A 13,528-nucleotide genomic window follows, 5' to 3' on the forward strand; every position below is an offset into this window, starting at 1 on the left:
GCGACCGTGCGCGCGGCGGCCGAGTCGGCGACGCCGGGCGGCGCGCTCGCCGTCGTCGGTATGCGCGGGCCGCCGGCCGGCTGGATCGGCTCGACGATCGGCTGCCGGTCGGGGAAGAGCGACGCGGCCGCCGCCGCACCGACGCGCGCCGCCACCGCCGCGCGCTCGACCTCGGGCGCGTCGTAGGCGAGCGTCCACCCCATGCGCCCGAGCAGGTGCAGCGAGTGCAGCGGCGTCCACCGTTCCGGGCGCAGCCCGGTGAGCTTGAACTCGAGCGGGAGGCGCGACGGCGGGAGGGCGTCGATCCACGCGTTGACGCCGTCGGCGTACGCGCGCAGCACGCGCCCGCTGGCCGTCGTGTCGCCGAGCAGGCGGCGCTTCGACTCGGCCGCGCGCGGCAGCCCGAGCCCGCGCATCTCGCGGTCGAGCGGGAGCGCGCGCTCGCCGGCCAGCTCGGTGAGGCGGCCGCTGGCGGCGAGCGCCGACACCTGCAGCTGCACGAGCCGGTCGCGCGCGACGACGTAGCCGAGCGCGCGGTACGCGTCGTCCTCGGTCTCGGCGAAGACGTGCGGGACGCGGCGGTCGTCGTAGACCACGCGCACCGGCGCCGACAGCCCCGCGATCTCGGGGCGCTCGGGCGCGGCGTCGCCGCGCGCCCCCGCCCATACGCCCCGCGTCGGGTCGAGCAGCGGTCCGAGCGCCGGCAGCGGCCCCACCGGGCGCGCGGCGACGACGGCCCCGCCGAGGAGGCCGAGGGCGGCGAGCGTGGTGCGGAGCGGGCGCGCGGTCATGGGCGAGGGGCGGAAGCGGAGCGGCCGCGCCCGGTGCACCGGGCGCGGCCGCTACGATACCACCGGGGACGGGACGCGGACAGGCGGCGGACGATCCGCTCAGCGCGCGCCGGCGCGCTCGGCGACGCGCTTCTCGAGCCCCGCCAGCAGCCCGTCGAACGACTTCTGGAACGACGCGATCCCCTCGGTCAGCAGCTTGTCGGTGACCGCCGTCATCGAGACGCCGAGCGCCTCGAGGTCGGCCAGCGTGCGCTCGGCCTGCTCGACGTCGCGGTCGACCGTGCGCGCCGTCTCGCCGTGGTCGCGGAACGCCTCGAGCGTCGCCGGCGGCATGGTGTTGATCGTGTCGGGGCCGATCAGCTGCTCGACGTACAGCACGTCGCGGTACGCCGGGTTCTTGGTGCTGGTGCTCGCCCAGAGCGGGCGCTGCACCATCGCCCCCTTCGCCGCCAGCGCGTCCCAGCGCGGCCCCGAGAAGAGCTGCTGGAACAGGCGGTAGGCGAGCTTCGCGTTGGCGATCGCCGCCTTCCCCTTGAGCTGCGCGACGTACGCGCGGCGCTCCTCGGGGAGCTGCGCGATGATCGCGTCGAGCCGCTTGTCGACCTCCGAGTCGACGCGGCTGATGAAGAAGCTGGCGACGCTGGCGACGCGGTCGACCGGCTGGCCGGCGGCCGCGCGCTGCTCCAGCGCGTCGAGGTACGCCTCGATGACGCGGCGGTGCGCCTCGACCGAGAAGAGGAGGGTGACGTTGACGTTGATCCCGTCGGCGAGGAGCGTGCGCACGGCGCGCGCGCCGGCCTCGGTCCCCGGGACCTTGATCATCACGTTCGGGCGGGCGACGGTCGCCCACAGCCGGCGCCCCTCCTCGATCGTCGCGTCCGGGTCCTCGGCGACGCCCGGCGACACCTCGATCGAGACGTAGCCGTCCTTCCCCTTCGTGGCCTGGTAGAGCGGGAGGAAGAGGTCGCACGCGCGGCGCACGTCCTCCGTCTCGACGAGCTCGAACAGCTCCCACGCCGACAGCCCCGCCTCGGCGGCCGCGAGCTGCTGGTCGTAGTGCTGCCCCTCGGCGAGCGCCTTCTCGAAGATCGTCGGGTTCGAGGTCATCCCGGTGAGCGCGTCCTCGCGGATGCGCCGCTCGAGGTCCCCGTCGTGCAGCATGGCGCGGTCGATGTAGTCGAGCCAGATCGACTGGCCGGCGTCGTGGAGGGCCTTCAGGCGGGCGGACATAGCGTTCTCCGACGGATCGGTGGGAGGGGGCGGGCTGGTGCCCGGAATCTAGCGGGCCCCGACGTGCACTATCTTCCAGATCCGCCCCCGCACGTCGTCCGTCACGTAGACGCCGCCGTCGGGGGCCTGGGCGAGCCCCACCGGGCGGTGCTGGGCCTGCCCCGGCTGGCGGCGCGCCTCCCCACCGGCGAAGCCGTCGGCGAAGGTCTCGTGTGGGCCGGCGGCGCGGCCGTCGCGCAGCGGCACGAACGCCACCTGGTAGCCCGCCTGCGGGAGCGGGGCGCGGTTCCACGAGCCGTGGAAGGCCACGAACGCCCCCTGGCGGTAGCGCGCGGGGAAGGCGCGCCCCGTGTAGAACAGCACCGACATCGGCGCCCAGTGCCCGGGGAAGGCGGCCGCCGGGGCGCGCTTCTGCGCGCAGCGCCCGACCGCCTTCCCGTCGCCGCCGTACTCGGGGGCGAGCACGAGCTTCCGCTGGTTCTGGTCGTAGTAGCAGTAGGGCCAGCCGAAGTCGTCCCCCGCCCGCACCGGGAACAGCTCCTCGGCTGGGAGGTCGGCGCTCTGCTCGGCGGTGAACTTCGCGCCCCAGTTCTGGAAGAGCTGGTCGCGCCCGTGCTGCGCCGCCCACAGCTGCCCGTCGGGCGCGATGGTCAGGGCGAGCGCGTTGCGGATGCCGGTCGCGTGGCGCGCCGCGGGCGAGAAGCGCTGCCCGGGCTGGTCGGCGCGGAAGCGCCAGATGCCGGCGCGCGTCTCGAGCTCGGTGCAGGGGTCGTGGCCCGGCGAGTCGGTCTGCCGGTCCTGCTGCTGGCACGAGTTGCTGACCGACCCGACGGTCACGTAGAGCGCGCCCCGCCCGTCGAGGGCGATCCCGTGCGGGGCGTGCCCGCCGGTCGGGAAGCCCGCCACGATCGTGTCGGCGGGGCCGCTCGGCCGGAGGGCGCCGGCGGGGAGCGGCCAGCGCACGATCGCCGTGCCGTCGTCGGCGTACAGCCAGCCGGGGGCGAGGGCGACGCCCGTTCCGCCGCGCGCGCCGCCTCGCGCGCGCTCGTCGGCCCGGCCGTCGCCGTCGCGGTCGCGCAGGGCGAGCACGCCGACCGCCGCCGTCGCGGTGCCGGCGCGCCCGCGCGGGGCGCCGAGGGCGACGAAGACGTCGCCGTTGGGCGCGACCGCCACGTGGCGCGCGCTCCCCACGCTGTCGGCGAACAGGGTGGCGCAGAAGCCGGCGGGGAGGGTGATCCCCGCGTTGTCGGGGGCGCAGGCGGGGGCGGCGGCCGGCGCCCGGCGCATCGCCGCCGTCCCGGCGGCGAGCGGGGGGAGCGCGAGCAGGATCGCCGCGGTGCGACGCGAGAGGGACATGGTCGGGGCGGGCGTGGGTGGACCGGGGCGCGGGGTGCCGGCCGGCGCACCGCGTGACGGCGGGGGCGAGGGCGCGGCGCGGGCCGGAACGGTCGCGGCCCGTCCCGTGACGCGGCGCGCGTTGCCGCCCTTCGCGGTGTCGCGTCCCTCGAACGGAATCGCGCCGATCCGGTCCGTGGCGCGCCCGCTCAAGGTCCCGACGCCCGCCGCCGACACTCCCCGCCGTATGATGCGCGCCTCCCCCCGCGGCCGCCCAGTGGCCCGCGCCGGCTTCTCGATGGTCGAGGTCCTGATCGTCATCGGGATGGTCGGCGTGCTCGTCATGATCGCCGGCCCCCGCGCCCGCGCGTTCCGCGAGGGCGCGTCGATCCGCGGCGCCCGGATGGAGCTGGCGACGGCGATCGAGGCCGCGCGGGCCGCCGCCATCCAGCGCGGCCGCCCCGCCCGCGTGCGCATCCGCACCGACAGCATCGTCGTCACCGTCGACACCGGGGCGCCGGGCGCCGCGGCCTCCGGGCGCTACCGCGTCCTCGGCCCGCTGCGCCTCGACTCCGAGTACGTGGTGACCGTGACCGCCGCCGACGTCGCCGACTCGATCATCACCTTCGACTCGCGCGGGCTGGCCAACCCCCGCCTCGGCGCCGACGGCGCGCGCTACGTGATCCAGCGCGGCGTGCGCAAGGACTCGGTGTGCGTGTCGAACCTGGGGATGATCCTGCCGCGGGAGTGTGCCCCGTGACCGCCCGCCGGCGCCGCGTCCCGCGCGCGGGCTTCACGATCATCGAGGTCATCGCGGCGATCGTGCTGCTCTCGATCGGGCTGCTCGCCATCGCCGGCCTCGGCGTCGTCGCCGCCAAGACGACGCGGCGCGGCTCGACCCAGACGCTCGCCTCGGCGATCGCGCAGTCGCGCTTCGACTCGCTCGCCAGCCTGCCGTGCAACTCGCTCGCCAACGGCGGGCCGACCGCCGGCTCCGCGACCGTGCGCGGCGTGGTGGAGAAGTGGCGCGTGGTCGACGGCTACAACGTCAAGCGGCTGACCGACACGCTGACCGTCCCCGGGCGCACCAGTCCCATCGTCTACCAGAGCGTGATCCCATGCCGCGAGTGACCGCCCCGCGTCGGGGGTTCACCCTCCCCGAGCTGCTGATCGCGATCGTGATGCTGGTGATCGTCGGCGGCTCGCTCGGCATGCTGCTCACCAGCCAGTACCGGATCTTCAACCGCACGCAGGGCGCGACGCAGATGCAGCGCGACCTGCGCACCGGGCTGGGGCTCCTCCCGCTCGACCTGCGCGCCGCGTCGCGCGCCGCGGGCGACATCACGGTGCTGCAGGACACGGCGATCCAGCTGCAGGCGACCATCGGCTCGTCGGTCGTGTGCGCGCGCCCGGCCGCCTTCGTGGTCGACCTGCCGCCGCTGGAGACGTCGCGCAACGCCCTGACCGAGTGGCACATCCGGCCGGCGGCGGGCGACACGGTGCTGCTCTACGACGAGAACACGCGGACCGGCCCCGAGGACGACCGCTGGCTGCCGTACGCCGTGGAGTCGCTGGCGCACGCGCCGGCCGCGAGCTGCGCCGGCGCGCCCTTCACCGACCCGACGCTCGACCCGCCGGCGACCAAGCCGCGCTGGCGCCTCACGCTGAGCGCGAACCCGCCGCTGACCACCAGCGTCGGCTCGCCGCTGCGCTTCCTGCGCTCCACGCGCTACTCGCTCTTCCAGCCCCCCGGCGCCTCGGCGACCGGCTGGTACCTCGGCTACCGCGAGTACGTGGGCGGCGTGTGGCAGCAGGCGGAGCCGATCGCCGGCCCGTTCGAGTCGCCCGCGGGGCCGCGCGCCGGCCTGCGCTTCACGTACTACGACACGCTCGGCCAGCTGCTGGCCGCGCCGACCGGCGCCGCCGTCGGCCGCGTCGACCTCGCGTTCCGCGCCCGCGCGCTGGTCCGCGGGGGCACGAAGGACACGATCGTGCTGCGCGACTCGGTGGCCGTGCGGGTCGCCCTGCGCAACCGCCTCTGACCCCCAGGAGCCCCATGCGCGCCCTCCGCCGTGCCGTGACCCGCGCGCGCCGCGCCCGCCGCGGCGTCGCGCTCCCCGTCGCGCTGATGCTGCTGGTGGTGCTGAGCACCCTCGCCGCCGGCTCGTTCACCGCCTCGCGCCAGACCTTCCGCGGCGGCCGCAACGCGCTCATCGAGCAGCGCGCGCTGTCCGTCTCCGAGTTCGGGCTGAACGAGCAGGTCGCCAACTGGCCGACCCAGCTCAACCTCCCCGCGCCCCGCGGCCTCGCGGTCGGGCGCGTCGACTCGTCCAACGTGTGGGTGGCGGCCGGCGACACGGCCAAGGTGCGCATCACGCGCCTGACCCCGATGCTCTACCACGTCGAGTCGATCGGGCGCGCCAGCATCCCCAACCCGCAGCTCACCGCGCAGCGCTCGGTCGGCGCGATCCTGCGCCTCGCCTACCCGAGCATCGAGCCGCGCGGCGCGATCACGGCGGGCGGGCGCGTGGACCTGCAGGGATCGGCGATCGTCGACGGGCGCGACTACGTCCCGTACTCGTGGGACAACAGCGTCGCCTGGCCCGACTCGCTGTGCGCCGGGATGCGCGGCACGCTGATGCCCGCGATCGCGGTGCCCCCCGGCACCAACCAGTCCGACTCGGCGGCGAAGAACATCCCGTCGGGCGCGCCCAAGGTGATCTTCGACCCGGCCGCCGGCGACTCGAACACCTACGTGCGCTTCGGCACCGAGTCGTGGAACTCGCTGACGCGCGCGGCGACGATCCGCTACCTGAACGGCGCGCAGCCCGGCAACTCGATCGCGCCGATCGACAGCGCGGGCACCTGCCGGTACAGCAACACGCAGAACTGGGGGGAGCCGTTCCGCGGCGCCGGCCACGTGGCGTCGTGCGTCAACTACTTCCCGATCGTGTACGTCGACGGCGACCTCGAGCTGCAGTCCAACGGGCGCGGCCAGGGGATCCTGCTCGTCAACGGGTCGATGCGACTGCGCGGCAACTTCGACTGGGTCGGGCTGATCATCGTCCGCGACGACGTCGACCGCGGCAACGGGACGGCGAACGTGACGGGCGCGATCATGGCCCGCAACGTCAACCTGGCGGACGGCGGCAGCATGTGGACCGGCAACCAGACGGTCCGCTACTCCAAGTGCGCGGTCGAGAGCGCGCTGCGCGGCTCGGCGATCCTGGTGCGCGCGAAGGACCGGAGCTGGACGCAGCTGTACTGAGCGGCGCCGCGCCGCGCGCGCGGGGCACCCGGCACGGGTCCCGACGCCTCGCTAGCTTCGAGGCGTTGCCCCAGCCGTCCGCGGGGCGTCGTCCCGGCATCCGCCGCGTCGACGCCCCGTTCCGTCCCGTGCCCCGCCCGCCGTGCTCCCCCGCCCCATCGCCGCCCTCGACCGCCTGCCCCCCTACGTCTTCGCGGAGCTCGACCGGCTGAAGGCCGAGGCCCGCGCCCGGGGGCGGACGTACCTGGACCTGGGGATCGGGAGCCCGGACCGCCCGATGCCGGCGCCGGTGATCGAGGCGCTGCAGGGCGCGGCCGCCGACGTGGGGCGCCACGGCTACCCGCCCTTCCGCGGCACGCCCGAGTATCTGGCCGCCGCCGCGCGCTACCTCGGCGATCGCTTCGGCGTCGCCCTCGACCCGTCGCGCGAGCTGCTGGCCGTCAGCGGGTCGAAGGAGGGGATCGCGCAGCTGCTCCAGGCGTACTGCGGCCCCGGCGACGTGGCGCTGGTCCCCGCCGTCTACTACCCGGTCTACGCCCGCGCCCCGATGCTGAACGGCGCCGACGCCTGGTTCATCCCGACGCCGGCCCCGGCCTTCCTCCCCGACCTCGACGCGATCCCGGCCGACGTGCTGGCCCGCGCCAAGGCGCTGGTCGTGAACTACCCGAACAACCCCACGGGCGCGGTCTGCGACCTGGCGTTCCTGGAGCGCTGCGTGGCCTTCGCGCGCCGCCACGGGCTGCTGCTGCTCAGCGACCTCGCCTACGCCGAGCTGGCGTACGACGGCTACCGCGTGCCGAGCGTGCTGCAGGTGCCGGGCGCCACCGACGTCGCGGTCGAGCTGTACTCGTGCTCGAAGTCGTTCAACATGGCCGGCGTGCGCATCGGCTTCGCCGCCGGCTCCGCGGAGGCGATCGACGCGCTGGCGGCCTACCGCACCAACGTCGGCTACGGCACGCCGTGGGTCGCGCAGGCCGCCGGCGCCGCCGCGCTCGCCCGCCACGCCGAGCTGGCCCCGGCCGTGGCCGCGGAGTACCGCGCGCGCCGCGACGCGGTGTACGGCGGGCTGGCCGCCGCCGGGTGGGACGTCACCCCGCCGAGCGCCTCGATGTACGCGTGGCTGCCGGTCCCCGAAGGGTTCGACGACTGGGGGTGGGTGCGCGCCGCGCTCGACGAGGCCGGCGTGGTGGTGACCCCGGGGATCGCGTTCGGGCCGGGCGGCGCGGGGTGGTTCCGCATATCGCTCGTCCAGCCGGCGCCGGTGCTGGCCGACGCCGTCGCGCGGCTCACCGAGCTGGCCGCGCGCGTGGGCGTGGCCTGACGGCGCGCGCGCCGGGCCGCCGGTGCGCCGTCCGTTTTCTTGACAGCGCCTCCGGACCCACGCATTAACGGGACGTCACCGTGATGCGCGACACATCGGTGACGGCTCGCCCGCGGTCGGACACGCGCCGGCGATCGCAGCCCCACCGCTCACGGTACGGAGGTGTTGGCATGAGGCGACTGTTCCTCGCGCTGGCGACGACGCTCCCCGCGATCGCCGGCGCACAGGTCACACTGGTGCAGACCAACAGCCCGGGCTACTACAACAACAGCATCGGGACGTCGCTGAACCTGTCGAACACGGGGATCGACGGCTGCGCCGAGCCGTTCCCCCTGAGCGACGACTGCTCGGCGAGCTACCCGTCGGCGCCCAACCTCTCCGCGGCCAGCGCCGCGCTCGGGAACTGGCTCACCGATCCGCTGAACCTGAACGCGAACTGGACCAGCCCGCCGTCGATCCCGAACAGCTGGACGGCCGGGAACGAGGTCGCCGTCATCTACCAGTTCAACACGCTCGGCGCGACCAACGTGCAGGCGCGGTTCGGCGTCGACAACGGCATCTTCGTGTGGCTCAACGGGAACTACATCCTGGGCCGGCGCGATCCGGGGGGCGTCTCGCTCGGCGAGTACACGCTCGCCCTGGGCGACCTCCCCGCGGGGACGCACTTCCTCCAGCTGCTGCTCGAGGACCACGGCTCGGCGAGCGGCTACGCGGTCGAGATCCGCGCCGACCAGTTCACGCCGGGGCCGCCGCCCACCACCGTGCCCGAGCCCTCCACCTGGTCGATGCTCGGACTCGGGCTCGGCGCGGTGACGTTCGCGGCCCGGCGTCGCCACCGGAGCGCGTAGCGTCCCACCGCCGCTCAGTACAGGTAGCCGTCCACCGGCTGCACGGGCGGCGGGAGCGTGCGCTCCCCCAGCATCTGCCGCAGGTTGATCTCGATCGTGCGACAGAGCGCGGTCATCGGCGTGTCGTGGATGTCGTTCTCGAACGGCGCCTCGACGTTGCGCCCGATCGCGTCGAGCGACAGGAAGAGGAACGCGATCACGACGGTCACGAGCGGCGTCGCCAGCCCCAGCTCGGCCACCACCGACAGCGGGAGCAGGAACAGGTAGACGCGCACCATCACCCGCGGCAGGAAGTCGTACTGCCGCGGGATCGGCGTGTTCTTGATGCGCTCGCACCCGCCGAGCAGGTTCGTCAGCTCGTTCAGCGTCTCGTCGAGCGCCACCAGCCGCATCGTCGACTCGGTCCCGGGCGCGCGGCCGAAGGCGCGGCGCAGGCGGCTCGCCATCCACACGAGGATCGCCGTCGGCACGTTCTGCTCGTCGCGCAGCGCCTCCAGCACGGCGGGGCGGAAGTAGGGCGCGATCTCGGGGAGCGGGTCCTGGCGGCGCAGGTGGCAGCGCAGCGCGTTCACGAAGCCGATCTGCGCGTACACCAGCTCGCGCGCCTCGCGGCTGGCGCCGGGGAACGCGCACGACTCCAGCCCGTCCTCCTCGTCGGGGAGCGGCAGCACCGCCGCCGCCGTCGCCGCGGCGCCGGCCGGCGACACGCCCCCCGCCCGCCCGAGCCGGTCGCGCACCGCCCCGTCCCCGCTCCCGCGCGCCGGGACCGCGAAGGTGTCGGTGTAGGCCGAGGCGAGCAGCGGCGAGACGCGGCGCCCCTCGTCGGCGGCGTACAGCCCCTCGTCCCCGAGCGGGTCGTCGTCGGAGCGCTCGCGGGCGGCGGGGAGCAGCGACAGCACCTGCCGCGCGAGCCGGCGCGACGTGTTCACGATCCCCCCCCAGAGGGTGCGCGCCTCCCACCACCGGTCGTAGCCGGAGTTGTTGCGGAAGCCGAGCAGGATGCCGAGCGCCGCGGCCAGGATCGAGACCGGGAGGTCGGGGACCGAGATCCAGCGCTGGCCGTACGCGCGGTGCGCGAGGACCACCGCGACCGCCACCGCCGTGTGCACGGCGAGGGGGCGGCCGAGGTACCCGAGCATCCGGGTCCAGGTGAGGGTGCGGCGGACGATCACGAGCGCGGAACGCCGGCCGGGCCTCCGGCGTTCCGGGACGTTCCGCCGCTCACCCCAGCTTCACCGCCGTTCCGCTCGCGCTGACCATCAGCATCCCGCCCCCCTGCCCGACCGAGATGGTCTCGTAGTCGAGGTCCACGGCCAGCACGGCGTCGGCCCCCAGGTCGCGCGCCTGCTGCGACATCTCGTCCATGGCGATCTGCTTGGCCTTGCGCAGCTCCTCCTCGTAGGCGGCCGACCGCCCGCCGACGATGTCGCGGATCCCGGCGAAGAAGTCGCGGAAGATGTTGGCGCCCAGGATCGCCTCGCCGGAGACGATGCCGAGGTACTGGCGGACCGGGTGCCCTTCGAGCGAGGTCGTGGTGACGAGGAGCATGGGGCGGGCGGGTGGGGGTCAGTCGTCGATCGGGCGGGACATCACGGCGCCGCCCAGGACGGCGCCGTCGGGGAGCGGCACGCGCACGCGCTCGCGCACCGTGAAGCCGAGCGCCGCGTACAGCGGCTCGCCGGGGAGCGTGGCCATCAGCTCCAGCGAGCGGAAGCCGGCGGCGCGCGCCTCGGCGCGGCACCGCTCGAACAGGAGGCGCCCCAGCCCGCGGCGCGCCCAGGCGGGGTGCACGAAGAAGGCGCGGATCCGCGCCGGCTCGGTCGCCGGGTCGAGGTAGGGGTCCTCGGCGCCCTTGAACACGTCGCCGCCGAAGAGCGTGCGGCGCGCGCTCCAGCCGCCGGCGGCGCAGAGCGCGCCGTCCGCCTCGACGACGAAGTACGTGCCGTCGCGCACCAGCTGCGTGTCGGCGCCGAAGAGGTGCGCCAGCCCGCTCTCGACCTCGGCGGACGTGTAGAACCCCTCGCTCAGCCCGCGCACCGAGTCGCGGATCAGCGCCTCGATCGCGGGCAGGTCGCGCGCGTCGGCCCGGCGGACCGCGAACGCGCTCACGCCGCCTCGTCCTCGACCTCCGAGAACGCCGTCCGCAGCTCGTCGCGCGCCAGCAGGTCGCGCACGACCGACTCCAGCGTCGCGCGCGACGTGTCCTCGACCAGCACGAGGTCGGACGCCCACAGGTAGCGGCCGCCGAGGTTCTCCCCCGACTCGGCGCAGTTGCGGCGCAGCGTGTCGAGGTGCGCGAAGGCGCAGCAGCTGCCGACCCAGCGCGAGCCGTCGGGGAGCGTCACGATCACGTCGGTGACGTCGTCGGCCGGGGTCCACTGCCCGGCCGGCCACTCCTCGGCCTCGATCCAGAGCAGGAAGGGGTGCACGTCCATCGGTCGGTCAGGTGGCGAGGGCCAGGAGCGCGCGCAGCAGCGCGACGACGAGGAAGATGCCCGCCGCCGCGAGGAGCGCGAGCCCCACCAGCACGCCGACCACCACCGCGCGGCTGGCGGCGCGGGCGCCGCGCGGGTCGGCGAGGTGGCGCTCCAGCAGCGCGACGTTGCGGGTGTTGGAGCGCCAGCCGAGGTCGAACAGGTCGCCGAGCAGCGGCACGCTCCCGACGAGCGTGTCGACGCCGACGTTGACGAGCATGCGCAGCAGCACCGAGGCCGGGGCCCCGAGCCGCGCCGCCGCGAGCACGACGTAGCCCGCGGCGGCCGCGCCGACCACGTCGCCGACGCCGGGCACGAGCCCGAGCACCGCGTCGAGGCCGAAGCGCACGCGCGTCCCCGGGATCCCCACCGCGGAGTCCATCACGCGCGCGAGGCGTCGCACCCGCTCGGCGTGCCCGGGGACAGGCGGACCGCTCACGCCGGGCCGTCCATGGAGAAGAGCGCGCGCAGGTGCGGCGGCACGCGGCGCGGGCGCCCGGTGCCGGGGTCGACCGGGCACCAGAGCGTGCGCGAGCGCGCCAGCACGCGGTCGTCGGCGACGCGGCGCACCTCGGTGTGCCGCTCGAACGTCAGCCCCTTGGCGTGCCCGACGCGCGTGCGGACCACCAGCTCGTCGCCGAGCAGCGCCGGGGCGAGGTAGTCGATCTCGTGTCGGGTGGCGACCCACGCCACCGCGGCGCGGTCGTCGGCGCCGGTGCGCGCCTCCCAGTGCGCGGTCGCCGCGTCCATCACCCACCGCACGTAGACGACGTTGTTGACGTGCGCCTGCGCGTCGAGGTCGCCCTCGCCCACGCGCAGCCGCACCTCGTACGACTCGAGCGCGCCCGCGGCGCCGGGGGCGCTCACGCCGCCGCCAGGCATTCGATCTCGACACGCGCGCCGAGCGCCAGCCCGGTCGCGCCGAAGGCGCTGCGGGCCGGGAAGCGCCGCGGGAAGTAGGTCGCGTAGATCGCGTTCATCGCCGGCCACTCGCGCATGTCCGCCATGAATACCGTGCACTTCAGGATCCGGTCCATCGAGGAGCCCGAGCGCTGCACGACGTCCCGGATGTTCTCCATCATCTGGCGCGCCTCCGCCTCCAGCCCGCCCGGGACGAGCCGCCCCGTGCTGTCGGTCCCGATCTGCCCCGCGAGGTAGAGGACGCCGCCGTGGCGCACCGCCGGCGAGAACGGGTACTGCGGCCGGCCGTACGGCGTCAGGAACTCCGGCTCGGCGCGGCGGGCGCAGGCGGCGGCGAGGTAGCAGCAGGCGGCGAGGACGAGGCGGCGCATGGCGGCGGGGCGGGCGTCAGAGGCGGCGGATGGGGAGCGCGCGGACGACAATCTCGTCCTGCGCGAAGGCGCGCTCCAGCTCCCGGCGGTACGCGCCCCACCAGTCGGCGTCGAGCGCGTCGTCCATCACCTCCAGCACCACCACGTCGTCGCGCGCGGGCGCGGCGCCGTCGGGCGCCCACTCGCCCTCGGCGGGGGCGCGGGTGAAGGCGGTGAGCCCGCCGAAGCGCGCGGTGAGCGTCTCGCGCACGCGGCGGTGCGCGCCCGGCGGGAAGGGGCGGCCGTCGTTGTCGCGCAACGGCAGGAGGAGCTGGACGAGGTGCACGGCGGTCAGGGCGGGTCGTCGGTTGCGGCGGCGGCGGCGGAGTAGCGCGGGTCCCTCACGGCGTCGCCCCCGCCGCCGGCGGGACCACGCGCAGCCAGCGCGCCACCGCGCGCGGCGTCCGCAGGTGCACGACCGCGGTGGTCGGCGGCAGCGCCGCGAGGCGGCGCAGCACGTCGGGGCGCCGGCGGCGGCGGTACGTCCAGATCCAGCGCGCGAACTCCCAGGTGAACTGCTCGGGGCACCCGGGGGCCATGTCGGGGCGCGAGCGGCCGCGGTACCTCCACGCGCGCCGCGCCGCGCGCCACACGCAGCGCGCCGGCGACAGGTCGAGGAACACCACCGTGTCGCTCGCCGCCAGGCGCACGTCCAGCGTGCCGCCGTAGTTGCCGTCGAGGATCCACGCCGGCTCGGCGACCAGCGCCTCGACCGTGCGCCGCCACTCCGCCCGGTCGGGCTCGACCCAGCCGGCGCTCCAGTGGCGCGCGTCCAGGTGCACGACGGGGAGCCCGGTGCGCGCGCCGAGCGCGCGCGCGAGCGTGGACTTCCCCGCCCCGCCGGGCCCGACGATCGACACGCGGCGCACGGCGGCGCTCACCGCACGGCGCGCGCGGCGGCCCGCAGCGCGGCGTCGACGTCGGCGGCGC

Annotated in this window: 18 protein-coding genes; 6 read left to right on the forward strand and 12 right to left on the reverse strand. The window is 75.6% G+C overall.

Going from position 1 to position 13,528, the window contains the following annotated elements; genetic code table 11:
- The 3 genes from PYV61_RS10685 to PYV61_RS10695 all read right to left on the reverse strand — a co-directional run.
- On the reverse strand, positions 1-791 hold a 791-nt coding region (locus PYV61_RS10685), incomplete at its 3' end, for a penicillin acylase family protein (protein WP_275831207.1).
- 99 nt (positions 792-890) lie between these two features.
- Positions 891-2,021, reverse strand: coding sequence for a transaldolase (gene tal, locus PYV61_RS10690; RefSeq protein ID WP_275831210.1), 1,131 nt, complete (start codon positions 2,019-2,021; stop codon positions 891-893).
- 48 nt (positions 2,022-2,069) lie between these two features.
- Entirely contained in the window at positions 2,070-3,377 is a 1,308-nt protein-coding gene (locus PYV61_RS10695) for a PQQ-dependent sugar dehydrogenase (protein ID WP_275831212.1), read from the reverse strand.
- A gap of 175 nt (positions 3,378-3,552) precedes the next feature.
- Between PYV61_RS10695 and PYV61_RS10700 the strand changes: the two genes are divergently transcribed.
- The 6 genes from PYV61_RS10700 (at position 3,553) to PYV61_RS10725 (ending at position 8,793) form a co-directional block, all read left to right on the forward strand.
- On the forward strand, positions 3,553-4,116 hold the full coding sequence (locus PYV61_RS10700; protein ID WP_275831213.1) for a type II secretion system protein: 564 nt from the start codon (positions 3,553-3,555) through the stop codon (positions 4,114-4,116).
- Positions 4,113-4,487: a prepilin-type N-terminal cleavage/methylation domain-containing protein gene (locus PYV61_RS10705; protein ID WP_275831215.1), complete on the forward strand. Its 375-nt coding sequence runs from the start codon at positions 4,113-4,115 to the stop codon at positions 4,485-4,487. Before PYV61_RS10700 ends, PYV61_RS10705 begins: the two co-directional genes overlap by 4 nt.
- Entirely contained in the window at positions 4,484-5,398 is a 915-nt protein-coding gene (locus tag PYV61_RS10710) for a prepilin-type N-terminal cleavage/methylation domain-containing protein (protein WP_275831217.1), read from the forward strand. Before PYV61_RS10705 ends, PYV61_RS10710 begins: the two co-directional genes overlap by 4 nt.
- Before the next feature lie 14 nt (positions 5,399-5,412).
- Entirely contained in the window at positions 5,413-6,624 is a 1,212-nt protein-coding gene (locus tag PYV61_RS10715; protein WP_275831219.1) for a hypothetical protein, read from the forward strand.
- Positions 6,625-6,766: 142 nt separating this feature from the next.
- Positions 6,767-7,945, forward strand: a complete 1,179-nt coding sequence (locus PYV61_RS10720; RefSeq protein WP_275831220.1) for an aminotransferase class I/II-fold pyridoxal phosphate-dependent enzyme — start codon at positions 6,767-6,769, stop codon at positions 7,943-7,945.
- Positions 7,946-8,115: 170 nt separating this feature from the next.
- A complete protein-coding gene (locus PYV61_RS10725) occupies positions 8,116-8,793 on the forward strand; it encodes a PEP-CTERM sorting domain-containing protein (protein WP_275831222.1) in 678 nt (225 codons plus the stop codon).
- Positions 8,794-8,807: 14 nt separating this feature from the next.
- On the opposite strand, the gene PYV61_RS10730 is transcribed toward PYV61_RS10725, so the two are convergent.
- From PYV61_RS10730 to PYV61_RS10770, 9 genes are all read right to left on the reverse strand, one after another.
- Positions 8,808-9,965, reverse strand: a complete 1,158-nt coding sequence (locus PYV61_RS10730; RefSeq protein WP_275831224.1) for a bestrophin family ion channel — start codon at positions 9,963-9,965, stop codon at positions 8,808-8,810.
- A gap of 49 nt (positions 9,966-10,014) precedes the next feature.
- Positions 10,015-10,341: a heavy metal-binding domain-containing protein gene (locus tag PYV61_RS10735; RefSeq protein ID WP_275831226.1), complete on the reverse strand. Its 327-nt coding sequence runs from the start codon at positions 10,339-10,341 to the stop codon at positions 10,015-10,017.
- 18 nt (positions 10,342-10,359) lie between these two features.
- A complete protein-coding gene (locus PYV61_RS10740; RefSeq protein ID WP_275831229.1) occupies positions 10,360-10,902 on the reverse strand; it encodes a GNAT family N-acetyltransferase in 543 nt (180 codons plus the stop codon).
- A complete protein-coding gene (locus tag PYV61_RS10745) occupies positions 10,899-11,228 on the reverse strand; it encodes a hypothetical protein (RefSeq protein WP_275831231.1) in 330 nt (109 codons plus the stop codon). The genes PYV61_RS10740 and PYV61_RS10745 overlap by 4 nt, the downstream gene beginning before the upstream one ends.
- Before the next feature lie 7 nt (positions 11,229-11,235).
- Complete coding sequence (locus PYV61_RS10750) at positions 11,236-11,706, reverse strand: DUF4112 domain-containing protein (protein WP_275831233.1); 471 nt, start codon at positions 11,704-11,706, stop codon at positions 11,236-11,238.
- A complete protein-coding gene (locus tag PYV61_RS10755) occupies positions 11,703-12,134 on the reverse strand; it encodes a thioesterase family protein (protein ID WP_275831235.1) in 432 nt (143 codons plus the stop codon). Before PYV61_RS10755 ends, PYV61_RS10750 begins: the two co-directional genes overlap by 4 nt.
- Positions 12,131-12,559, reverse strand: a complete 429-nt coding sequence (locus tag PYV61_RS10760) for a RidA family protein (protein WP_275831237.1) — start codon at positions 12,557-12,559, stop codon at positions 12,131-12,133. Before PYV61_RS10760 ends, PYV61_RS10755 begins: the two co-directional genes overlap by 4 nt.
- 16 nt (positions 12,560-12,575) lie before the next feature.
- Positions 12,576-12,884, reverse strand: coding sequence for a hypothetical protein (locus PYV61_RS10765; RefSeq protein ID WP_275831239.1), 309 nt, complete (start codon positions 12,882-12,884; stop codon positions 12,576-12,578).
- Positions 12,885-12,939: 55 nt separating this feature from the next.
- Positions 12,940-13,528: hypothetical protein (locus tag PYV61_RS10770; protein ID WP_275831241.1), on the reverse strand; the 589-nt coding region annotated here is incomplete at its 5' end.

Source organism: Roseisolibacter sp. H3M3-2 (genome assembly GCF_029211165.1).
Taxonomy (GTDB): Bacteria; Gemmatimonadota; Gemmatimonadetes; order Gemmatimonadales; family Gemmatimonadaceae; genus Roseisolibacter.